This is a genomic window from Streptosporangium sp. NPDC050148, assembly GCF_055586505.1.
This window is the reverse complement of the sequence record NZ_JBVJIA010000009.1, coordinates 84,585-104,757: the sequence shown is the minus strand read 5'-3', so window position 1 is coordinate 104,757 and position 20,173 is coordinate 84,585. Positions and strand designations below refer to the sequence as shown.

Here is a 20,173-nt window from a genome sequence, read left to right as displayed (position 1 = left end):
TGTGGCAACACTTCCCCAGGCCGCTTGCGCCACCATGGTGTTCAGTGGATCGTGGAACATCTCGGTTCGCCCGTGCCCATCCCAACTGTCCGAAAGCGGCTTAGCTCGTGCAACTCGACGATCCAGTGGTGTGCATATGATCACGCTGCGCTATACGGCAGGCTCCGATGTGGGCCGGGTCCGGCAAGGCAACGAGGACGCCGCCTACGCCGGCGCGCGGCTCCTCGCCGTCGCCGACGGGATGGGCGGCCACGTGGGCGGCGAGGTCGCCAGCTCCGCGGCGATCGCCACCGTCGCGTCCCTGGACCAGGAGTGCCCCGGCGACCTCGCCGCCGCGGCCGAGGCCGGGGTCCGCAGGGCCAACCAGCGCCTGCGCGAGCTGGTCGAGGAGGACCCGACGCTCAGCGGCATGGGCACCACCCTGACCCTCATGCTCTGGAACGGGTCGCGCGTCGCCCTCGCCCACATCGGCGACTCCCGCGCCTACCTGTTGCGCAACGGCGACCTGTACCAGATCACCTATGACCACACCCTGGTCCAGACGCTGATGGACGACGGCAGGATCACCGCCGAGGAGGCCGCCCGCCACCCGCACCGGTCGATCCTGCTGCAGGTCCTCGACGGCGGCGAGAACCTCGAACTCGACCTCTCCCTGCGGGACGCCGAACTCGGGGACCGTTACCTGCTCTGCTCCGACGGGCTGTCCGGGGTGGTCGAGGCCGAGCGGCTGCGCCAGGTGCTCGCCGAGGTCGACGACCTGAAGGAGGTGACCCGGCAGCTGATCGAGCTCGCCCGCGAGGCGGGGGGACCCGACAACATCACCTGCGTGGTCGCCGACGTGGTCGAGGGGGAGCTCTCCGACGAGCCGGTGGTGGTCGGTTCCGCCGACCCCGCGTAGGACGGCACCCCGGACCGGGAACCGGTGATCCGCACGGAGAACGACGGGCCGCCCGGGCGCACGGCCGCCGGGTCCTGGCCGGGGACGGCTGCGGCGGTTATCGTCGGAGATCCGTACTCCTGCCGATCGCCGTTGCGGAGGGATGCTCCCGTGTACAAGGAATTCGCCATCGAGGCCGTGGTCTGGCTCATTCCCGTCGTGATCCTCGTCGGCCTCGCCTACATGATCACCCGTCCCGCCTGAGGCCGCGGGACCGGGACGCCCCGCCCGCTCCGCCGCGCGGGGCGGGCGGCGCCGGCGCCGGTCCGCACCGGCCACCGCCCGGTCGTGCGTCGCCGCCACCTCCTCGGGCCGCCGGTTCCGTACAAGACGGCCACGGCGGTGTTTCCTAGCATGGGTGTGGGCACTTCGCCGCGTCGGCGTGCCCGCGCTCATCTGCTGGTCGATCCACCCGGCGGCCTCGTCGCCGGGCACTGAGGAGAACGTCATATGCGTGATCTGGTCTATACCGCGTTCGTTTCGCTCGACGGCGTCGTGGACTCCCCGGGCGGGCCGAGCGAGGGGCACCGCAGCGGTGGCTGGGTGGTCAACGACATCGAGTTCCTGCCCGAGGCGTTCTCGCTCAAGGGCGAGGAGCTCGAGGACACGACGGCGCTGATGTTCGGCCGCCGCAGCTACGAGGCGTTCGCACCGTTCTGGCGTGACTCGGAGGACCACGCCGCCTACAAGGAACTGCCCAAGTACGTGGTCTCGTCCACGCTGCCCGATGACGCCCTCGTCGAGGGCTGGGGGGCGACGACGATCCTGCGCTCGACCGAGGACGTCGCCGAGCTCAAGAAGAGCGAGGGTGGCGCGATCTTCATCCACGGGAGCGCGGAGCTCGCCCGGCGCCTGTCGGACGCGGGCCTGATCGACCGGTACAACCTGCTCGTCTTCCCGGTGCTGCTCGGAGCCGGCAAGAGCCTGTTCAGCAGGGCGGACCAGGACAAGAAGACACTGCGCCTGCGGACGTCGGAGTCCTACCCGAACGGCGTCGTCAAGATGATCTACGACGTCGTCGGCTGACCCAGGTCCAGGGCGATCGCGCCGCCGGTGCCCTCGCGGAGTTGCAGTGCCGTACGCCCGACGTACCGGCGCAGCGCACGGGCCAGGTGCGGCTCGTCGAAGTAGCCGAGCTCGGAGACGACGTCGGCGACCGGAGTGCCGGCGGCCAGCAGCGCCGAGGCGCCGCGGACGCGTTCGATCTGCCGCACGGCGCCCTGGGTGAGGCCGGTCGCGGCGCGGAACCGGCGTTCGACGGTGCGTTCCGAGGCCACCGGACGGTGGCCTCGGCGGACCTCGGCGACCAGCGGGTCGCGGACCACGGTTCCGGCGCGCACCAGGCGGTCGACCAGGGCCTCGACGTCGTCGGGACCGGGCGTCCCCCAGCGGAGACCGTCCAGCCGGAAGGTCCGGTGCGTGACGTCGGGGAGCGCGACGCCACGGTCGACCAGGGCCGGTGTGGGCACGGTCCGGAGCGAGGTGCCCACCGCGAACTCGATGCCGACGAAGGTCGCGCCCTCCGGCACCTGCGCGGTGCCGGTCCCGGTCTCGGGACCGGAGACGTTCGCGTACGCCGTGCCGTCGAGTTCCCAGAACACCAGGCCCCAGCACACCGCCGCCACCGAGGTCATCTCCGCGACCCGGTCGCTCGTGCAGGTCCACACGGTGTCGACCCAGGGTGAGTCGGACGCGCGATTCTCGAACAGCAGTGCCATGGGAGAAGGATAGGCGCGGTTCGTCGCGCCGTCCGAGCCGGTCCACCATGCCTCAGGGCGGACGCCCGCGCCCCTGCGCGGGACGGAGGACGCCCGGATCGTTCTGCCGGGACCCCTGAGACCACCGGGCTCCCCGCGCCGATCACGTATACGAATATTTCCCGCTTCAGGGAACTTTTCCTTTTATTCAGTCTTTATCTCTACATAGTGATGAGCGCGCGCTCGGGGGAGCGCGATCCGGTACGCCAGCAGGGGGATCCGACACGCCGATGGGGCCGTTCTTCGACGCCGCGCTCTCTTTCCCGACCGTTCTTTTCACGTTCCTGCTCCTGGTGATCGTCCTTTACTGGGTGCTCGTCGTGGCCGGGGTGTTCGGGTTCGACGACGGTCCCCTCGACGGCTCTGACGGCCCTGACGGCTCTGGAGGCCCCGGCGCCGCGAACGCCACCGGCCTCCTGGGCGGCCTGGGACTCGGCGGGGTCCCGGCCGCGGTGGCCGTCTCGCTGCTGGTCGCCGTCGCCTGGTTCGCCTGCCTGGTGGGCGGCACCCTGGTCACCGGCACCCCCGCCCTGGTCGCGGTGCTCCTCGGGGCACTGCTCTGCGCCTGGGCGTGCACGCGCATCGTCGTCCTCTCGATGCGGCGTCTCGTCCCGAAGGAGCGCGTCCCCTCCCGCGCCGACTTCGTGGGCCGCACATGCGTCATCCGCACCAGGCGGGTCGGCCGCGACTTCGGTCAGGCCGAGGTCACCTCCGCGGACGGCTCCTCCGCTCTCGTACAGGTACGACAGACCGGCGACGAGGATTTCGCAGCCGGCAGCACCGCCCTGATATTCGCCTATGACCTTCCCGGCGAATTCTTCTGGGTGATGCCGTACGACGCGGAACTCGACCCCGATCGTCCGATTTAACCGAGGGACCACATGGACGTCATCTCCACCGGACTCGGCATCCTGCTCGCCGTCGTCCTCCTGCTCGTCATCGGCCTGCTCTTCCTGGTCAGCCGCCTGTTCAACAAGGTGGAACAGGGCAAGGCACTGATCGTCTCCAAGATCAACAAGGTGGACGTCACCTTCACCGGCGCCGTCGTGCTGCCCGTCTTCCACAAGGCGGAGCTGATGGACATCTCGGTGAAGACCATCGAGATCGCGCGGACCGGCCGGGAGGGCCTGATCTGCCGCGACAACATCCGCGCCGACATCCGCATCACCTTCTTCGTCCGCGTCAACAAGACCGTCGAGGACGTGGTGAAGGTCGCCCAGGCGATCGGGACCGCCCGCGCCAGCCACCAGGAGACGCTGCAGGAGCTGTTCAACGCCAAGTTCTCCGAGGCGCTCAAGACGGTCGGCAAGCAGCTCGACTTCGTCGACCTCTACACCCAGCGCGACCACTTCCGCGACCAGATCATCCAGGTCATCGGCACCGACCTCAACGGCTACAGCCTCGAGGACGCGGCCATCGACTACCTGGAGCAGACCTCGCTGCTCTCCATGGACAGGAACAACATCCTCGACGCGCAGGGCATCAGGAAGATCACCGAGCTGACCGCGATCGAGCACGTGCGCACCAACGAGTTCCAGCGCCGCGAGGAGAAGGAGATCACCCGCCAGAACGTGGACGCGCGGGAGGCCATCCTGGAGCTGGAGCGCCGCCAGGCCGACGCGGAGACCAAGCAGAAGCGCGAGGTCGCGACCATGCGCGCCCGCGAGGAGGCCGAGACCGCCAAGGTGCAGGCCGAGGAGCGGCTCAAGGCGCACGCCGCCGGGCTGCGTACCGACGAGCAGCTCGGCGTCCAGCAGGAGAACCAGGCCCGTGAGATCGCGGTCGCGGCGAAGAACCGCGAGCGGGTCCTCGCCATCGAGACCGAGCGCATCGAGAAGGACCGCCTGCTGGAGGTCATCGCCCGCGAGCGCGAGACCGAGCTGTCGCGCATCTCCAAGGACAAGGAGGTGGAGGGCGAGAAGCGCTCCATCGCCGAGGTCGTCCGCGAGCGGATCGTCGTCGAGAGGACGGTCGCGGAGCAGGAGGAGAGCATCAAGCGCCTGCGGGTGGTCGAGGAGGCCGAGCGGACCCGCCAGGCCGTGATCATCCAGGCCGAGGCCGAGGCGCAGGAGAACCTGGTCAAGGACATCAAGGCGGCCGAGGCCTCCGAGGCCGCGTCCAGGCACCGGGCCCGCGAGGCGCTGGTGCTGGCCGAGTCCCGGCAGCAGGCCGCCGAGCTCGACGCCCGCGCCAAGATCCGCCTGGCCGAGGGCGTGCAGGCCGAGGTCGCGGCGGCCGGTCTGGCCGAGGTGCAGGTGCGCGAGCGGGACGCCGCGGCGATCGAGAAGGTCGGCCGCGCCGAGGCCACCGTCGAACGGGAGCGGGCGCTGGCGGTCGCCGAGGGCGACCAGGCCAAGGCGCTCGCCGTGGCCACCTCGGTGCGCGAGAGGCTCAAGGCCGAGGCCGAGGGTGAGCAGGCCAAGGCGCTGGCCGCGGCCACCGCGATCGGCGAGAAGCTCAAGGCCGAGGCCGAGGGCCTGACCGAGAAGGCCGCGGCGATGGCCGCGCTCGACGACGCGACCCGCGCCCACGAGGAGTACCGCCTGCGGCTGGAGGCGGAGAAGGAGATCCGGCTCGCCGGGGTGGAGGTGCAGCGCAGGATCGCCGAGGCGCAGGCCTCGGTCCTGTCGGCCGGCCTGTCCAAGGCCAACATCGACATCGTCGGCGGCGACAGCGTGTTCTTCGACCGGCTGATGGGCTCGATCACCATGGGCAAGGCGGTGGACGGCTTCATGGAGCACTCCGACGTCGCCAGGACGCTGGCCGGGCCGTACCTGGACGGTTCGGCGAGCCTTCCCGCCGACCTGGCCGGGATGCTGGGCTCGATCGACACCGCGGGCGTGCGCGACCTCTCCCTCTCGGCGCTGCTGATGAAGCTGGTCAAGGAGGGCGGGCCCGACGCCGACAGGCTGCGTGTCCTGCTGGCCGAGGCGCAGGCGTCCGGCGCCACCGAGATCCCGGCCGGCACGCTCGACTCCGCCCGGCGGTGACGTCCTCCACGGCCGAAGCCGTCATCGGGGCCCCCGGCGAGGGGGCGGGGCTGGACGCGGGCACCTACGAGGTGCTCCGCGCCCGGCTGGCCGAACAGGCCGCCGAGCTGGCCCGGCGGGCCGACGCGCTCAACGCCGAACGCCTGGCGGTGTTCGGCGGGACCGAGATGCGCCTGCTGGGCACCGAGCGGATCCGCACCGAGAACAACTGCGTGCCGCGCGACATCGTGTCGATCGGCGGGCTCATGCTCTTCGGCTACAACGTGTTCATCGGGTTGAAGCCGGAGACGACCGTCGAGGACGTCTTCTCCGTGCACCGGTTCGTACGGGACACCGGCCCCGCCGGTGCCCCCGGCGGCGCGGGGAACGGGGCCGCGGGCAACGAGGCCACCGGGAACGGGGCCGCAGGGAACGGGGCCGCGGACGGCGCGGGCGAGGCGGGCAGGCCGTTCCGCTTCGACCCCGCGCCGATGTTCCGCGACCCCCGCTTCGAGCACGACTTCGCCGAGCTCCACCGGTACTACCGGGAGACCCGGCTGCTCCGGCTGCGCCGCGTCGAGGGCAGGCTGCTGGCCGTCTTCCGGACCGGCCCGCAGGACACCCGCGTGCTGCGCTGGCAGGTCGAGACCGACGGCACGCTCACCTACATCGACGACCGCGGCGAGCGCGACCACACGTTCCCGCCCTCGCACGACTTCGAGTGGATCCCGGCCACCCGCGACGACCACGTCATGGGACGCCACCCGCACATCTCGATCGAGGGCGAGGTGTTCGTCGAGACGGTCGGCGGCGACCTCACCGTCAAGATCGAGAACAACACCGAGACCGGCGAGGGGATCTACCGGGAGCCCGTCGACGAGCCGCTGCAGAGCCTGGCCGACGCGGAGGTCCAGCATGCCAGGGTCGGCCCGCTGATCCTGCTGAGGGTGCGCCCGTACAAGGAGACCGAGTGGCGGCACCTGGTCTTCAACACCCGCACCAAGGGCGTGGTCCGCCTCGACGGCATCGGGCAGGCGTGCCTGCGCCTGCCCGAGGACCAGGGGATCATCTTCCCCGGCGGCTACCACCTGTCCACCGGGGCCGGCAAGACCTTCGACACCGACGTGTCCGGCCTGGAGTTCGAGCGGGTCGTCCGCTCCCCCAACGGCGAGGACGTGCTCTACGTCTTCCACGCCGGAGCACAGGGGCGGTCGCTGCTGCTGCCGTACAACGTGATCCGCAAGCAGGTGGCGACGCCGCTGTCCTGTCACGGGTACTCGCTGTTCGACGACGGCACGCTGGTGGTCCTCACGGCGGTCTCCGACGAGCCCACCCGCGTCCACCCCATGCAGGTCTGGCAGACGGCCTACCAGTCCGACCTGTACGCCGCCGGGCGGCCCGCGGGCACCGGGCCGCTGGAGCGGATCGGCAACGCCGAGCTGGTGCGGGGCATCTCCGACTGCCTGTCGGTGGCCCGCATGACCGAGGAGATGTCGCCGTCGGTGCCGGTCTTCGAGGCGCTGATCGCCGCCTGCGCCCGGGTCTTCGACCGCTACCACTGGGTGGGCGAGCACCGTCTGCACGGCCCGCTCGCCGACGTGCGGGCCACCGCCGAGCAGGTGCTGGACGAGTTCGAGGCGGTCCAGGAGCTCACCCGGCAGGCGGCCGAGGCGCTGGAGGCCGCAGGCGCCGACGTCACCGCGCTGGTACGGCGGGCACGCGTCGACGCGCCCCGGTCCGCCCAGGGATGGGTGGACCGGCTGTCGGAGCTGCGCCGCGCCCAGGGGCACCTGGTGACCCTGCGCGAGATGCGGTACGTCGACACCGGCGGGATCGACGCGCTGGGGGCGGAGCTGTCCGCCGAGCTGGACGCCACCGCGCGGGGCGCCGCGGGCTTCCTCGGCGAGCAGGACGCCTTCGCCGGCTACCACGCCGAGGTCGGGCGGCTGGTCGCGGACGCGGGCGCGATCGCCACCGTGGCCGAGGCCGGGCCGGTCGCCGAGCGGCTGGACCGGCAGGCGCGCGGCCTGGAGGTCCTGGTCGAGGTGGTCGGCACGCTCGACATCACCGACGCCACCGTGCGCACCGCCATCCTGGAACGGGTCGGCGAGGTGCTCGGCGGCGTCAACCGCGCCCGCGCCACGCTCCAGGCCCGCCGTACGGAGCTGCTGGCCGGTGAGGGGCGGGCCGCGTTCGCCGCCGAGTACGCCCTGCTGGGGCAGGCGGTCACCGGTGCGCTGGCGATGTCCGACACCCCCGAGCGCTGCGACGAGCAACTGGGCCGGCTGATGCTCCAGCTGGAGAACCTGGAGTCGCGCTTCGCCGAGTTCGACGACTTCCTGGAGCGGCTGGCGGCCAGGCGGGAGGACGTCTACGAGGCGTTCTCCTCACGCCGCCAGGCGCTGCTCGACGAACGGGCCCGCCGGGCCGACCGGCTGGCCGACTCCGCGACCCGGATCCTGGCCGGGGTACGGCGCCGGGTGGCCGCCCTGGCGTCCCTGGACGAGGTCAACACCTACTTCGGGTCCGACCCGATGGTGCTCAAGCTCAGGGCCGTGGCCGGGGAGCTGCGCGCGCTGGGCGACCAGGTCCGCGCGGAGGAGCTGGAAGGACGGATCACGTCGGCCCGCCAGGAGGCGGGCCGGGCCCTGCGCGACCGGATGGACCTCTACGCCGACGGCGGCGAGACCATCCGGCTCGGCCGGCACCTGTTCGCGGTCAACACCCGGCCGGCCGACCTGACCCTGGTCCCCCACGAGGGCGGCCTGGCGTTCGCCGTCACCGGGACCGACTACCGCTCCCCGGTACGGGACGCGGCCTTCGCCGGGACCCGGCCGTTCTGGGAGCAGCCGGTCGTCTCGGAGTCGCCGGAGGTCTACCGGTGCGAGCACCTGGCCGCCTCGGTCCTGGCCGCGGCCGAGGACGGCGTCCTGCGCGCGGGCGGGACCCCGATCCCGGTGGAGGCGCTGGAGGAGGCGGCGGCGTCCGACGGCGGCGAGCTGCTGGAGATCGTCCGCCGGGTGGCGGAGAGCCGCTACGACGAGGGGTACGAGCGCGGCGTCCACGACCACGACGCCACCCTCGTCCTGCGGGCCCTGCTCCGGCTGCGCGCGGACGCGGGCCTGCTGCGCCACCCGCCGGCGGCCAGGGCCGCGGCCCAGCTGTTCTGGGCGTTCGGCGCCGACACCGGCGCCCGCGCGGCCTGGACGACCCGGGTGAGGTCGCTGGCCCGCGCACGGTCCCTGTTCGGCCGCGTGGAGGCGGTGCGGGAGACCCGGGAGGCCCTGGCCCGCGCGATCGGGTCCTTCCTGAAGACCGTGCGCGCCGGGGACGGCGGGCACACCGGGAACACCGGGGACGACACGGACCACACCGACGTCATGGGCGACGCCGGGGAGTACCTCTTCGAGGAGCTCGCGGGCGGGCCGGACGGGTTCGTGACGAGCGCCGGGGCCCGGTCGCTGCTGGAGCGGTTCGAACGGGCGCTGGGACCCGCCCGCGCGGAGTTCGAGGACGACCTGCGGGCGCTCGGCGACGACCTGGCCGGTCGCCTCCGCCTGGCCGAGGCGTGGCTGTTCGCCTTCGACGTCTCCGCCCGGGAGACCGTGACGGGCCCCGCGACGGACCCGGGCGCGGATCCGGGCGCGGGCGTCGTGGCGGCGGGCTCCGGGACCGGCTCCGCCGAGGAGGCCGGGGCGGGACGGCCGGGCCGGGACGGGTCGCCGGAGCGGGCCGAGGCGGTGGCCGTGCTGCTGTGCGAGCTGCCGCGGTACGACTCGCGCTCGGCGACGGCCGTCACGGTCGAGGACCTGCTAGGCACCCATCCCCGGATCTCCGCGCGCCGGATGGAGCTGCGCCTGGACGAGTTCCTGACCAGGACCCGGCGCTTCCGCGAGCACCGGGTCCCGGCGTACCGCGCCTACCAGCGGCGGCGCAACGAGCTGGTCGCGGCCGAGCGCGAGCGGCTGCGGCTGGAGGAGTTCCGGCCGAAGGTGATGAGCACCTTCGTCCGCAACCGGCTGCTCGACGAGGTCTACCTGCCGCTGATCGGCGACAACCTGGCCAAGCAGCTCGGCGCGGCCGGTGACGCCGAGCGGACCGACCAGATGGGCATGCTGCTGCTCGTCTCCCCGCCCGGCTACGGCAAGACCACGCTGATGGAGTACGTGGCCGACCGGCTCGGGATGATCTTCGTGAAGGTCGACGGGCCGGCCCTGGGTCACCTGGTCACCTCGCTGGACCCGGCGCGGGCGCCCGACGCCACGGCCCGGCAGGAGGTCGAGAAGATCTCCTTCGCGCTGGAGATGGGCAACAACGTCCTGCTGTACCTGGACGACGTCCAGCACACCTCCCCCGAGCTGCTGCAGAGGTTCATCTCGCTCTGCGACGGCCAGCGCCGGATGGAGGGCGTCCGGGAGGGCCGTGCCCGCACCTACGACCTGCGGGGCAAGCGTTTCGCGGTCTGCATGGCGGGCAACCCGTACACCGAGTCGGGCGGGCGGTTCCGCATCCCGGACATGCTGGCCAACCGCGCCGACGTGTGGAACCTGGGCGACGTGCTCTCCGGCCGGGAGGAGCTGTTCGCGCTGAGCTACATCGACAACGCGCTGACCTCCAACCCGGTGCTGGCCCCGCTCTCCACCCGGGACCGGGACGACGTCCGCCTGCTGGTGCGGCTGGCGCGGGGCGAGGAGGGGGTCCGCGCCGACCGGCTCTCCCATCCGTACTCCCCGACGGAGCTGGAGCAGATCCTGGCGGTGCTGCGCAAGCTGCTGCGGATCCAGCGGACGGTGCTGGCGTGCAACCGGGAGTACATCGCCTCGGCCGCGCGGTCGGACGCCTCGCGGACCGAGCCGCCGTTCCGGCTCCAGGGCTCGTACCGGAACATGAACCGGCTCGCGGCGCGGGTCGTGCCGGTGATGAACGACGCCGAGCTGGAGGCGGTGATCGACGACCACTACGCCGGCGAGGCGCAGACGCTCACCTCGGGGGCGGAGTCCAACCTGCTCAAGCTGGCCGAGCTGCGCGGCACCATGACGCCGGAGCAGGCCGCCCGGTGGGCGGAGGTGAAGGCGGCCCACGTGCGCTCGCAGGCCCTCGGCGGCGCCGGGGACGACCCGGTGACCCGCGCGGTGGGCGCGGTCGGCCTGCTGGCCGACCGGGTGAGCACCGCCATCGAGCACGCCGCCGACCGGCTGTCCGCCGAGCCGTGACCCCGGTGGGCGGGCGGCGTCCGGCCGCCCGCCCACCCGTCCGTCCGCGGGTGCGCGGAAAGGGCCTCCGGGAGAACGCGCCGGTGAAAGGCGTCCTACGAAAAACCCGTGTTGCCCCGTCCGGCCGTCAGGCACTACATTGAATTCATGACTGCCGGGTCGGCCTTGTGCCAAGAGCGAGTGAGTAGCCCGGCCACGGCGTGATCGCCGGGCGGGCCAGGGGCCCGCCTTTTCTTTTCCCGCGCATTCCGCGCGACGTTCTCATGAGTACGACGGTGCAGGTCACCGTCGCTTCAGCGTGCCTTTGACGAACCGGTCCCGCGGGCGGGTCATCCGCCCCCGCCGGATATCCGGCATGCCCTTTCCCATTGTCACCCGCATCGCGGACGGCATCACCCGACGGTGATTTCGCATTTCCCGCCGTGCGGTCATCCGCCATGCCCGCGAACGGTTCGCGGGCCATCGACACAGGAGTGCGTACAGAGAATGCCCAATGATTTCAACCGGCAGGTCATCGAGGAGTTCCGGGCCAACGCGGGCCGGGTCGGCGGTTTCTTCGAGGGGGCCCGGCTGCTGCTGCTGACCACGGTCGGCGCGCGGTCCGGCACCCCGCACACGACCCCGCTCGGCTACCTTCCCGACGGCGGTGGCCGGGTCCTGGTGATCGCGTCGGCCGCGGGCGCGCCGAGACACCCGGCGTGGTTCCACAACCTGGTGGCCGACCCCCGGGTCACGATCGAGACCGGCGCCTTCACCTACGAGGCGCGGGCCGTCGTGCTGGAGGGCGCCGAACGCGACCGGGTCTTCGCCCGCGCGGCCGAGGCCGACCCCGGGTGGGCGGAGTACCAGGCCAAGACCGACCGCGTCATCCCGGTGGTCGCCCTCGAACACGCCGGGGACGGGCCTCCGGCGCCGAACGTCACGTCCTGGGGCGCGCACCTGAAGCTGGTCCACGACGCGTTCCGGCGGGAGCTGTCCCTGATCCGCGAGGAGGTCTCGCGGTCGGGTCCGGGCCTGGGCGCCCAGCTCCGGGTGAACTGCCTGACGCTCTGCCAGGGGCTGCACAACCACCACACCGGCGAGGACATGATGATGTTCCCGATGCTGGGGCGCGACCGTCCCGACCTGGAGCCGGTCCTGGAGCGGCTCCGCGAGGAGCACGACAGGATCGCGGTCCTTCTCGGCGACCTGCGCGAGGTCGTCTCCGCCGACCGCACCGACCCGCTGCCGGTGCTCACCGAGGTCGAGCGGCTCACCGGCGAGCTGGAGGCCCACCTGACCTACGAGGAGGAGCAGCTGATCCCGATCCTGGACGCGCCGGCCTCCTGATCGGCGCGGCCTCGCCCCGGGGCACCAGGTCTTCCGGGGCGCGGGCCTTCCGGAGCACAGGTTCTTCCGGGACACGGTTGTCCCAGGACACTGGTCTTTCAAGACACGACGCCCCTCCGGTACGGCGGCCCGGGTCACGGGCCGCCGTACCCGGGGAGGTTCAGCGCCGGACGCTCTTGCGCCACCACCAGAACATCGCCAGGGCGGTGCCGAGCACGCAGTAGGCACCGGCCAGCTGGAAGACGAACGCCACGCCGCCCGCGGCGATCAGCACCCCCGCGATCGAGGTACCGATGCCCGAGGAGATCGAGTCCGAGGCGCTGGCCACGCCGAAGGAGCGGCCGAGTGCCGCCGGCGGCGCCAGCTTGGTGATCAGCGCGTAGGTGAGGGGGACCGAGACGGCCATCAGCACGCCCTCGACCACCGAGATCACGATGGCCATCCAGATGCTGATCGTCAGCGCGTACGCGAAGGCCAGCACGCCCAGCAGGCCGGTGACGACGCCCACCACCAGCCGGCGCGGGGTGTCGGGCAGCACCTTGGAGGCGTGCGGCGACAGCAGCACCACCGGCAGCATCGTCGCGGTGAACGACCAGGGGATGATCGGGTCGGCCGCGCCCAGCTCGCGCAGGTAGGGACCCCACAGCACGGCGTAGACGCCGTACATGGTGGCGGTGGCCGAGACCAGGGCGACCAACCGGGCCGATGGAGCGCAGCACGTCCAGCAGCGAGGGGTTCTCCGCCGTCGCCTGCCCGGCCGGGGCGGCCCCGTCCGCCTTCGCGGTGCCCCCGGTGCCCCCGGTGCCCCCGGTGGGTCCGGCATCCCCGGTGGACCCGGCGTCCTCGGTGCTCTCGGTGGTCCCGGTGCTCTCTGTGCTCTCTGTGCTCTCTGTGCTCTCTGTGCTCTCTGTGCTCTCTGTGCTCTCTGTGCTCTCTGTGCTCTCTGTGCTCTCTGTGCTCTCGGCGGCCTTGGCGCCGTCCTTGCGCAGCTCGACGGGCAGGGCCGGCCTGCGGCTCAGCAGGCTGACGACCCCGGCGCTGCCCAGGGCCACCACCGCGAACCAGGGGGCGGCGGCGGTGCCGTCGATCACGACCAGGCCGACCAGGATCGGCCCGACCAGCGCCCCGGCCGTCCCCACGCTGTTGAACCGGCCGAAGGTCCGCTCGTGCTCGTCCGCGGGGGTGCCCAGGCCGATCGTGGTGCGCAACGCGTTCCCGGCCGCCGCCATGCCGCCCGTGGTGAACAGGTAGGCGGCGGCCATCGCCGGGAGGAAGGAGATCATGATGAAGGCCGGCGCGCCGAGGAACGCCACCGCGCAGCCGCCGACCAGGGCCCGCCAGGCCCCGAAGCGGTCCACCAGCCGTCCGGTGATCAGGTTGGACGCGGCGGCGCCGAACGCCGAGCAGACCATGACGGTGCCGAGCATCGCCAGCTCGACCCCGCGGTCCAGCAGGTAGGGGACGATGATGGCGATGGTCCCCATCTGCGAGGCACGCAGCAGGAAGGCGACCGTGAAGGCACCGCGCAGCGAGACCGCGTACGCCGTCACCGGCGCGGGAGGCGGGGCGAGCCGCGCCTCGACCCGGCTCATCCCCTCTCACCCCGGTCGACGACGCCGACCGGGCTGCTCTGCGGGCCGACGGCGCAGATGTACCAGCGCATCCGGTCCAGGACACGGGGCGCCCACATCTGCCGGGCGTGCTCCAGGTCGGCTTCGGACAGGCCGCGGTGGGTGACCACGACCATGGTCGCCCTGGGGGTCGGCCAGAGCCTGATCTCGGCGACGCTGCTGCGGGTGGGCCAGCCCTCGCACTCCATGGTGACCGCGACCCGCTCGCCCAGGACCAGCTCCGCGGTGGTCGCCGCCAGCCCGAACTCCGCGATGCTCCAGCGCACCCCCTCGGAGGTCTCGCCGGCGGGCTCACCGGTCCAGGCGGCCAGGGAGGTGGGGTCGGTGAGGGCCCGGTAGATCTGGCTGGCCGTGCCGCGCTGGATGATGTCGGTGACGAGCAGCGAGTGGGTGCCGTCCTCGTGCGCGTAACTCGGGTCCTGCTTGCTGCCCGGCCGGAAACTCAGGGACGTCAAGGAAGGTTCCTCTCGGGGGGGAGGGTGCCGTGACGTCACGCCGCCGCGGGCACCGGGGTGGGACGGGGTGGAACCGGCGGGGCCGCGCCCGCCGCTTGAGATCTCCGTACCGGAGCCCGGGACGGGCCCGCGACCGTCGCCGGTCGCGGGCCCGCCTGGGCTGGCCGAGTCCTCAGCCGCGCAGCTGGCGGAACTCGTGCCCATGGCCGAGAACGCGGCGCGCATCGCGGTGATCAGCGTCAACGTGCACGACATGGACCAGGCGGTGGCCTTCTACACCGACGCCCTGGGGTTCGCCGTCCGCTCCGACGCCGGGGCGCCCTACTTCGTGGAGCTGGTCAACGACGGCCCCCGGCCGCTGCTGCAGCTCGCCGAGCGCCCCGCCAAGGCCGACTACCCGTCCGGCGCGTGCATCATGATCAACCTGGCCGTCGCCGACGTCGCGGCCGAGTTCGCCCGGCTCCGCGAGTCCGGCGCCGAGCTGCTCCACGAGTCCCTGCAGGACAGTCCCGTCGGCCCCTACTTCGGTGTCGCCGACCCGAGCGGCAACGTCATCGAGCTGATCCGGTTCAGCGAGTGACCAGCGTCGCCGCGAGCCGTGCCGGCGCGCCCCCGCGTACCGGCACGGGCCTGGGCGCGGCCCCCGGGCGCGTCCTCACGGTGACCCGCACGGTGATCGGCGTGGCCGCCCGCGTCGCCGGCCTGTGAGCCGTCGCGACGCTGACCGGGCGGCGTCGCGCCCTGCCGGCCGCGACCGCCCGCGCGGTCGCCACCCGGCTGCCCGAGGCGGCGCGCCGGGCCTTCACCGAGTTCTTCCGGATGGGCACCGGCAACGGGCGGCGCTGCGCCGAGATCGTGCTCTCCACCGCCCGGTACCCGGCAGGCATGGACGCCGCCGCGTTCACCGCCGAGATGGTCGCCCTGGTGGACTCGGTCACCGGGGCCCGTGCCGCCGACTTCGACCTGCTGCGTTTCGCCGCGGACCTGTTCGAGCTGCAGCGCCGGCACGGGCTGCACGCCGACCCGCTGTTCATCTTCCCGCTGCTAGGCATCCTCGTCTTCGAGGGCGCCATCAACGACCACCACCCGGAGCTCGACTTCCAGGAGCTCGCGATGCCCTATCTGATCCAGGCGCTGTTCACCCGGCGCTGAGCGTTCATCGCTATACCTAATGCGAGTAAAGTCACCTCATGAAGGAAGGGCGCAGACACTACGGGCAGTACTGCGGCCTGGCCGCGGCCCTTGACGTGATCGGTGAGCGGTGGACCCTGCTCATCGTCCGGGAGCTGCTGGTCGCGCCCCGCCGCTACAACGAGCTGCTGGCCAACCTGCCCGGCATCGGCACGAACCTGCTGGCCGTGCGGCTGAGGCTGCTGGGCGAGGCCGGGGTGGTGGAGCAGCTCACCTCCGACCCGGACGGCCGGGCCCGCCGCTACCGGCTGACCGAGACCGGCCAGTCGCTCCGTCCCGTGGTGCTGGGCCTGGCCCGGTGGGGCATGCCGCTGCTGGCCGAGCCGGACCCGCACGACGAGGTGCGCCCGGAGTGGTCGCTGGTCGCGGTGGAGGCCATGATGCGCACGCCTCCCGCGGACGGCCCCGACGAGTGCTACCAGTTCCAGATCGCGGGCAAGGACGGGCGCGAGGAGGTCTTCCACCTGGAGGTCAAGGAGGGAACGGCCCGGATCGTCCCCGGCCGCGCCGTCTCCCCCGACCTGCTCGCCGTCACCGACGCGGTCACCTTCGTGGAGATCGGGGCGGGCCGGCTCGATCCGCTGGAGGCCGTCGTGCTGGGCAGGCTCCGCCTCGACGGGGACTCCGGCGCGGTGCTGCGCTGCTGCCGCCTGCTGGGCCTGATCCCCCCGACGGCCTGACCCCCGGTCTCCCCGGCCCCCGCGCGGCCGGGTGGCCCTCGCACGGCGGACCGGACCGGCCCGGCGTCCCCCACCGGCAGGGCGGACCACCCGGCACGGCCCGCGGGGCGCGTCCAATACGGTGGGCGGATGTCGGTCGATGACCGGTGGCCCGCGGGGCCGCCGGGCCGTGCGAGAGCAGGGAACGCAGTGAAGCTTCTTCATTCCGGGAAGGTCCGCGACGTCTACGAGGACCGCGGGGACATCGTCCTCGTGGCGTCCGACCGGGTGTCGGTGTACGACGTGATCCTGCCCACCCCCATCCCGGACAAGGGGAAGATCCTCACCCGGCTGTCGCTGTGGTGGTTCGAGCGGCTCGCCGACATCGTGCCCAACCACGTGATCTCGGCGACCGACGTACCGGCGGAGTTCGAGGGGCGCGCGGTGCGGTGCCGGAGGCTGGAGATGGCGCGGGTCGAGTGCGTCGCGCGCGGCTACCTGACCGGTGGCGGCCTGAAGGAGTACCTGGCGAGCGGGACGGTCTCCGGCGTGCCGCTCCCGCCCGGCCTGGTGGACGGGTCCAGGCTGCCCGAGCCGATCTTCACCCCCAGCACCAAGGCACCGCTGGGAGAGCACGACGAGCCCATCTCCTACGAGGACGTCGTCGCCCTGGAGGGCGCGGAGGCCGCCGGGGAGTTCCGGCGGATCACGCTGGAGATCTACCGGCGCGGGTCGGAGCTGGCCGCAGGGCGGGGTGTGATCATCGCCGACACCAAGATCGAGCTGGGCCGGGCCGCCGACGGCACGCTGACGCTCGGCGACGAGGTGCTGACCTCCGACTCCTCCCGCTTCTGGCCCGCCGACCGGTGGGAGCCCGGCCGCCCGCAGTTCTCCTTCGACAAGCAGTACGTGCGCGACTGGGCCACCGGCACCGGCTGGGACCGCAGGGAGCCCGCGCCCGAGGTGCCCGCGGAGGTCGTGGAGGTCACCCGGGCGCGCTACGTGGAGGCGTACGAGCGCATCACCGGCGAGACCTGGTGAGCACCGCAAGCGCGTGAGCCCACCGGCACCCACCGGTGCCCGCCGGCACCCGCCACGCCCGCCGGCACCCGGACGCGTCGGATCCGGACGGGTCCGGACGGATCCCGGTCAGGGTGCGGGCCGGGATCCGGCGAGGCTCATCCGGTGAGGTTCACCCGGCGGGGCTCACCGGGCGAGTCTCCTCTCGGCCGCGGCGCCCACGATGGCCGGGACGGCCGGGGTGGAACCGGTGGGCGCCGCGAAGTCGGCCACGATGCAGGTGATGTTGTCGGGGCCGCCGCCGCGGTTGGCCAGGTCGATCAGCCGGCCGACGGCCTCGTCCGGGTCGGAGATCTCGGTCAGCGTGTTGAACAGCGTCTCCGGGCCGACCACGGCGGTCAGGCCGTCGGAGCAGAGCAGGTAGCGGTCCTCGGGGTAGGCCTCGCGCAGCGACAGGTCCAGCTCGCCGTCGCCGGTGCCCTCCAGCACCCGCAGCACCATCGACCGGCGCGGGTGCTCGGCCGCCTGCTCGGGGGTGATGCGCCCCTCGTCCACCAGCGACTGGACCAGGGTGTGGTCGTGGGTGATCTGGTAGAGGGCACCGTCGCGCAGCATGTAGGCCCGCGAGTCCCCGACGTGCGCGAGGGCGAAGGTGGCACCGTCCCAGAGCATGGCGGTCAAGGTGGTGCCCATGCCGCGCAGCGTGGGGTCCTGCTCGCTCATCTCGCGCAGCGTGTGGTTCACGTCCCTGGCGACGCCCTTGAGCGTGGCCAGCAGGTCGACGCCCTCCCCCGGCAGGCTCTCGTCCAGCGCGGCCATGGCGGTGACCGCTAGGGAGCTGGCGACCTCTCCACCCGCGTGGCCGCCCATGCCGTCGGCTATGGCGAGCAGGCGCACGCTCGCGTAGCCCGAGTCCTCGTTCGCCTCGCGACGGACACCCACGTCCGAGCGGGCCGCGTAGCGCAGTGCCAGTGGTTGGTTCAGTGCCATGAGGGCAGTAAATCATTGGTTGAAGCACTTCACAAGCAAAGTCCTTGTAGACCGTCGCGGCACAGTGAACTACTGTGACCCTCCATGGAGGAGAGCCAGGAGATCACCGTGAACGCGGGCGACATCGCCCGCCTCGCCGGGGTCGGGAGGGCAGCGGTGAGCAACTGGCGCCGCCGTCACGAGGACTTCCCCCGGCCGGTGAGCGGCACCGCCTCCAGCCCGCTCTTCTCACTGCCCGAGGTCACCGGGTGGCTGCGCGCGAACGGCAAGTCGTTCGAGATCTCGCTCGGCGACCTGGTCTGGCAGCGGATGCGCACCTCGGTGGACGACCTCAAGCTGGGCGAGCTGGTGGCCAGGGTCGGCGCCTTCCTGCTGTTCCTGAGCCGCGAGCCCGCCGACTGGCGTGATCATGGGGTGAAGTCTCTCACCCGGGCGGCCGAGGTCACGACGGACCTTCCGGGCCCGTCCGATCTCCGCCTGGAGGACCTGGCCCTCGTCCGGCTGGTCGCCGAGCTCGCCTCCGAACGCGGCCCGCTGGAGGCGTTCGAGTTCCTGTGCGAGCGCTACGTCGAGGCCCACTCCCGCCAGCTCTCGGTCACCCGGGACGACGTGGCCGCGCTGATGGTCCGGCTGGCGGCCGGGAGCGGGGGCGTCGTCCTCGACCCGGCGTGCGGCGTCGGGACCCTGCTGCTGGGCGCGAACGCGGTGGCGCGCCGCAGGACCGTCCTGGCCGGGCAGGAGATCGGCGAGACGAGCGCGCTGATCGCGGCGGTGCGGCTGCTGCTGCGCGGGGCCCCGGCGCGGGTCGTCGCCGGCGACTCCCTGCGCGAGGACGGCCTGGCCGGCGAGGCCGCCGACGCCGTGGTCTGCGACCCCCCGTTCAACGAGCGGGTCTGGGGGCACGACGAGCTGGCCGGCGACCCGCGCTGGGAGTACGGCCTGCCGCCGCGCGGGGAGTCCGAGCTCGCCTGGGTGCAGCACTGCCTGGCCCACGTGCGGCCGGGCGGCCTGGTGGCGATCCTGATGCCCGCCGCGGCGGCCGGTCGCCGTCCGGGCAAGCGGATCCGCGGCAACCTGCTCCGGTCCGGGGCGCTGCGCGCCGTGGTGACGCTCGCGCCCGGCGGCCCCGACCTGTGGATGCTCCGCCGCCCGGACGGGGGACGGCCGCCGTCCCGGCTGCTGGTGGTGGACGCCGCCGACGACCTGTCGGTGGTGGAGCCGGCCTGGCGGGCGTACCTGGAGAACCCCGACGCCGAACCGCGCGGCCACGGCCGCACGGTGCGGATCATCGACCTGCTCGACGACGAGGTGGACCTGACCCCGGCCAGGCACCGCCCGCAGCAGGTCGGCCCGGACTTCCTGCGCGACTTCACCGACGCGCTGGACAGGTTCAGGGCCACCTCGGCCACGCTGCCGGACGCCACCCCGGCCCTGGAGCCGCTCGCCGAGCGCCAGGACCTGCCGACCACCACCGTCGGCGAGCTGGCCAAGGCGGGCCTGATCACGATCCTGCAGGCGCCGCCCCGGATGTCGGCCGACGAGGGCCCGCTGCCGGTGCTGACCGCCGACGACACCGCGGCCGGCGCCTCGCCCTCCGGCCGCACCGTCCTCGACCCGGCGCTGGTCATGATCAGGCCCGGGGACGTGGTGACCAGCGTGCTGGGCGCGGTCAGGGTGATCACGCAGAGCGGCGCGGCGCTCGGGCCGCAGCTCACGCTCTACCGGGTCGACCCGCAGCGGCTCGACTCGGCGTTCCTCGCCGGTTTCCTGCGCTCGGCCGACGGCACCAGGGTCCATGCCGGCTCCAGCCGCCTGGACGTGCGGCGGACGCGGGTGCCCATGCTGCCCCTGGCCGACCAGCGGCTGTACGGCACGGCCTTCCGCGAGCTGTTCGAGCTGGAAGATCGACTCCGGGTGACGAGGACGCTGGGGGAGACACTGATCCGGCTAGGCTTTGACGGACTGGTCGACGGTCATCTCCGGCCGTGCGACCACGGGGCGTGACGCCCGGCACGTCGATGG

The 20,173-nt window shown here is 72.7% G+C and carries 16 protein-coding genes and 1 pseudogene; 12 read left to right on the top strand and 5 right to left on the bottom strand.

The features are described 5' to 3' along the window. Positions 1 to 136 precede the first annotated feature (136 nt). Both ACZ6RT_RS12560 and ACZ6RT_RS12555 read left to right on the top strand, forming a co-directional pair. The gene (locus ACZ6RT_RS12560; protein WP_399187599.1) at positions 137 to 898 is read left to right on the top strand and encodes a PP2C family protein-serine/threonine phosphatase; all 762 of its coding nucleotides are present in this window, start codon (positions 137 to 139) and stop codon (positions 896 to 898) included. 489 nt (positions 899 to 1,387) lie between these two features. After that, positions 1,388 to 1,963, top strand: a complete 576-nt coding sequence (locus ACZ6RT_RS12555) for a dihydrofolate reductase family protein (protein WP_399187601.1) — start codon at positions 1,388 to 1,390, stop codon at positions 1,961 to 1,963. On the opposite strand, the gene ACZ6RT_RS12550 is transcribed toward ACZ6RT_RS12555, so the two are convergent. Beyond that, positions 1,945 to 2,655 (bottom strand): helix-turn-helix domain-containing protein, encoded by a 711-nt coding sequence (locus ACZ6RT_RS12550; RefSeq protein WP_399187603.1) that lies wholly within the window; start codon positions 2,653 to 2,655, stop codon positions 1,945 to 1,947. The genes ACZ6RT_RS12555 and ACZ6RT_RS12550 overlap by 19 nt on opposite strands. Positions 2,656 to 2,924: 269 nt before the next feature. Here ACZ6RT_RS12550 and ACZ6RT_RS12545 point away from each other — a divergent pair, with 269 nt between their 5' ends. From ACZ6RT_RS12545 to ACZ6RT_RS12530, 4 genes are all read left to right on the top strand, one after another. Next, a complete protein-coding gene (locus ACZ6RT_RS12545) occupies positions 2,925 to 3,563 on the top strand; it encodes a hypothetical protein (RefSeq protein ID WP_470153461.1) in 639 nt (212 codons plus the stop codon). Between the two features lie 12 nt (positions 3,564 to 3,575). After that, the gene (locus ACZ6RT_RS12540; RefSeq protein WP_470153459.1) at positions 3,576 to 5,684 is read left to right on the top strand and encodes a flotillin family protein; all 2,109 of its coding nucleotides are present in this window, start codon (positions 3,576 to 3,578) and stop codon (positions 5,682 to 5,684) included. Beyond that, positions 5,681 to 10,876 carry a DNA repair ATPase gene (locus ACZ6RT_RS12535; protein WP_470153458.1) on the top strand — a complete coding sequence of 1,732 codons (5,196 nt, stop codon included), beginning with the start codon at positions 5,681 to 5,683 and terminating at the stop codon, positions 10,874 to 10,876. Before ACZ6RT_RS12540 ends, ACZ6RT_RS12535 begins: the two co-directional genes overlap by 4 nt. Positions 10,877 to 11,362: 486 nt before the next feature. Continuing rightward, positions 11,363 to 12,205, top strand: a complete 843-nt coding sequence (locus ACZ6RT_RS12530) for a nitroreductase/quinone reductase family protein (RefSeq protein ID WP_470153456.1) — start codon at positions 11,363 to 11,365, stop codon at positions 12,203 to 12,205. A 160-nt stretch (positions 12,206 to 12,365) separates the two neighbouring features. On the opposite strand, the gene ACZ6RT_RS12525 is transcribed toward ACZ6RT_RS12530, so the two are convergent. The 3 genes and pseudogenes from ACZ6RT_RS12525 to ACZ6RT_RS12515 all read right to left on the bottom strand — a co-directional run bounded on the left by ACZ6RT_RS12525 (position 12,366) and on the right by ACZ6RT_RS12515 (position 14,291). Further along, a complete protein-coding gene (locus ACZ6RT_RS12525; protein WP_470153454.1) occupies positions 12,366 to 12,902 on the bottom strand; it encodes an MFS transporter in 537 nt (178 codons plus the stop codon). Between the two features lie 340 nt (positions 12,903 to 13,242). Further along, positions 13,243 to 13,689 (bottom strand): annotated as a pseudogene (locus ACZ6RT_RS12520) (MFS transporter); the annotation flags it as partial. A gap of 104 nt (positions 13,690 to 13,793) precedes the next feature. Continuing rightward, the gene (locus ACZ6RT_RS12515) at positions 13,794 to 14,291 is read right to left on the bottom strand and encodes an SRPBCC domain-containing protein (RefSeq protein WP_399187615.1); all 498 of its coding nucleotides are present in this window, start codon (positions 14,289 to 14,291) and stop codon (positions 13,794 to 13,796) included. A 202-nt stretch (positions 14,292 to 14,493) separates the two neighbouring features. Between ACZ6RT_RS12515 and ACZ6RT_RS12510 the strand changes: the two genes are divergently transcribed. The 5 genes from ACZ6RT_RS12510 to ACZ6RT_RS12490 all read left to right on the top strand — a co-directional run bounded on the left by ACZ6RT_RS12510 (position 14,494) and on the right by ACZ6RT_RS12490 (position 17,182). Next, positions 14,494 to 14,871 (top strand): VOC family protein, encoded by a 378-nt coding sequence (locus ACZ6RT_RS12510; protein WP_470153453.1) that lies wholly within the window; start codon positions 14,494 to 14,496, stop codon positions 14,869 to 14,871. Beyond that, the gene (locus tag ACZ6RT_RS12505; protein WP_470153451.1) at positions 14,868 to 14,999 is read left to right on the top strand and encodes a hypothetical protein; all 132 of its coding nucleotides are present in this window, start codon (positions 14,868 to 14,870) and stop codon (positions 14,997 to 14,999) included. The genes ACZ6RT_RS12510 and ACZ6RT_RS12505 overlap by 4 nt, the downstream gene beginning before the upstream one ends. Positions 15,000 to 15,110: 111 nt before the next feature. Beyond that, complete coding sequence (locus tag ACZ6RT_RS12500; protein WP_470153449.1) at positions 15,111 to 15,443, top strand: hypothetical protein; 333 nt, start codon at positions 15,111 to 15,113, stop codon at positions 15,441 to 15,443. Positions 15,444 to 15,481: 38 nt separating this feature from the next. Further along, the gene (locus ACZ6RT_RS12495) at positions 15,482 to 16,162 is read left to right on the top strand and encodes a winged helix-turn-helix transcriptional regulator (protein WP_399187623.1); all 681 of its coding nucleotides are present in this window, start codon (positions 15,482 to 15,484) and stop codon (positions 16,160 to 16,162) included. A gap of 189 nt (positions 16,163 to 16,351) precedes the next feature. Beyond that, positions 16,352 to 17,182 (top strand): phosphoribosylaminoimidazolesuccinocarboxamide synthase, encoded by an 831-nt coding sequence (locus ACZ6RT_RS12490; protein WP_470153447.1) that lies wholly within the window; start codon positions 16,352 to 16,354, stop codon positions 17,180 to 17,182. Positions 17,183 to 17,347: 165 nt separating this feature from the next. Here the strand turns inward: ACZ6RT_RS12490 and ACZ6RT_RS12485 are convergent, their stop codons facing one another. Next, positions 17,348 to 18,151 carry a PP2C family protein-serine/threonine phosphatase gene (locus ACZ6RT_RS12485; protein WP_399187627.1) on the bottom strand — a complete coding sequence of 268 codons (804 nt, stop codon included), beginning with the start codon at positions 18,149 to 18,151 and terminating at the stop codon, positions 17,348 to 17,350. Between the two features lie 84 nt (positions 18,152 to 18,235). Between ACZ6RT_RS12485 and ACZ6RT_RS12480 the strand changes: the two genes are divergently transcribed. Further along, positions 18,236 to 20,155: an N-6 DNA methylase gene (locus ACZ6RT_RS12480; protein ID WP_470153445.1), complete on the top strand. Its 1,920-nt coding sequence runs from the start codon at positions 18,236 to 18,238 to the stop codon at positions 20,153 to 20,155. Positions 20,156 to 20,173: the final 18 nt, after the last annotated feature.

Excerpts from the sequence above, each read along its gene's own strand:
- ACZ6RT_RS12560 (WP_399187599.1), top strand. The coding sequence starts at position 137 with ATGATCACGCTGCGCTATACGGCAGGCTCCGATGTGGGCCGGGTCCGG.
- ACZ6RT_RS12555 (WP_399187601.1), top strand. The coding sequence starts at position 1,388 with ATGCGTGATCTGGTCTATACCGCGTTCGTTTCGCTCGACGGCGTCGTG.
- ACZ6RT_RS12550 (WP_399187603.1), bottom strand. The coding sequence starts at position 2,655 with ATGGCACTGCTGTTCGAGAATCGCGCGTCCGACTCACCCTGGGTCGAC.
- ACZ6RT_RS12545 (WP_470153461.1), top strand. The coding sequence starts at position 2,925 with ATGGGGCCGTTCTTCGACGCCGCGCTCTCTTTCCCGACCGTTCTTTTC.
- ACZ6RT_RS12540 (WP_470153459.1), top strand. The coding sequence starts at position 3,576 with ATGGACGTCATCTCCACCGGACTCGGCATCCTGCTCGCCGTCGTCCTC.
- ACZ6RT_RS12530 (WP_470153456.1), top strand. The coding sequence starts at position 11,363 with ATGCCCAATGATTTCAACCGGCAGGTCATCGAGGAGTTCCGGGCCAAC.
- ACZ6RT_RS12510 (WP_470153453.1), top strand. The coding sequence starts at position 14,494 with ATGGCCGAGAACGCGGCGCGCATCGCGGTGATCAGCGTCAACGTGCAC.
- ACZ6RT_RS12500 (WP_470153449.1), top strand. The coding sequence starts at position 15,111 with ATGGGCACCGGCAACGGGCGGCGCTGCGCCGAGATCGTGCTCTCCACC.
- ACZ6RT_RS12495 (WP_399187623.1), top strand. The coding sequence starts at position 15,482 with ATGAAGGAAGGGCGCAGACACTACGGGCAGTACTGCGGCCTGGCCGCG.
- ACZ6RT_RS12485 (WP_399187627.1), bottom strand. The coding sequence starts at position 18,151 with ATGGCACTGAACCAACCACTGGCACTGCGCTACGCGGCCCGCTCGGAC.
- ACZ6RT_RS12480 (WP_470153445.1), top strand. The coding sequence starts at position 18,236 with ATGGAGGAGAGCCAGGAGATCACCGTGAACGCGGGCGACATCGCCCGC.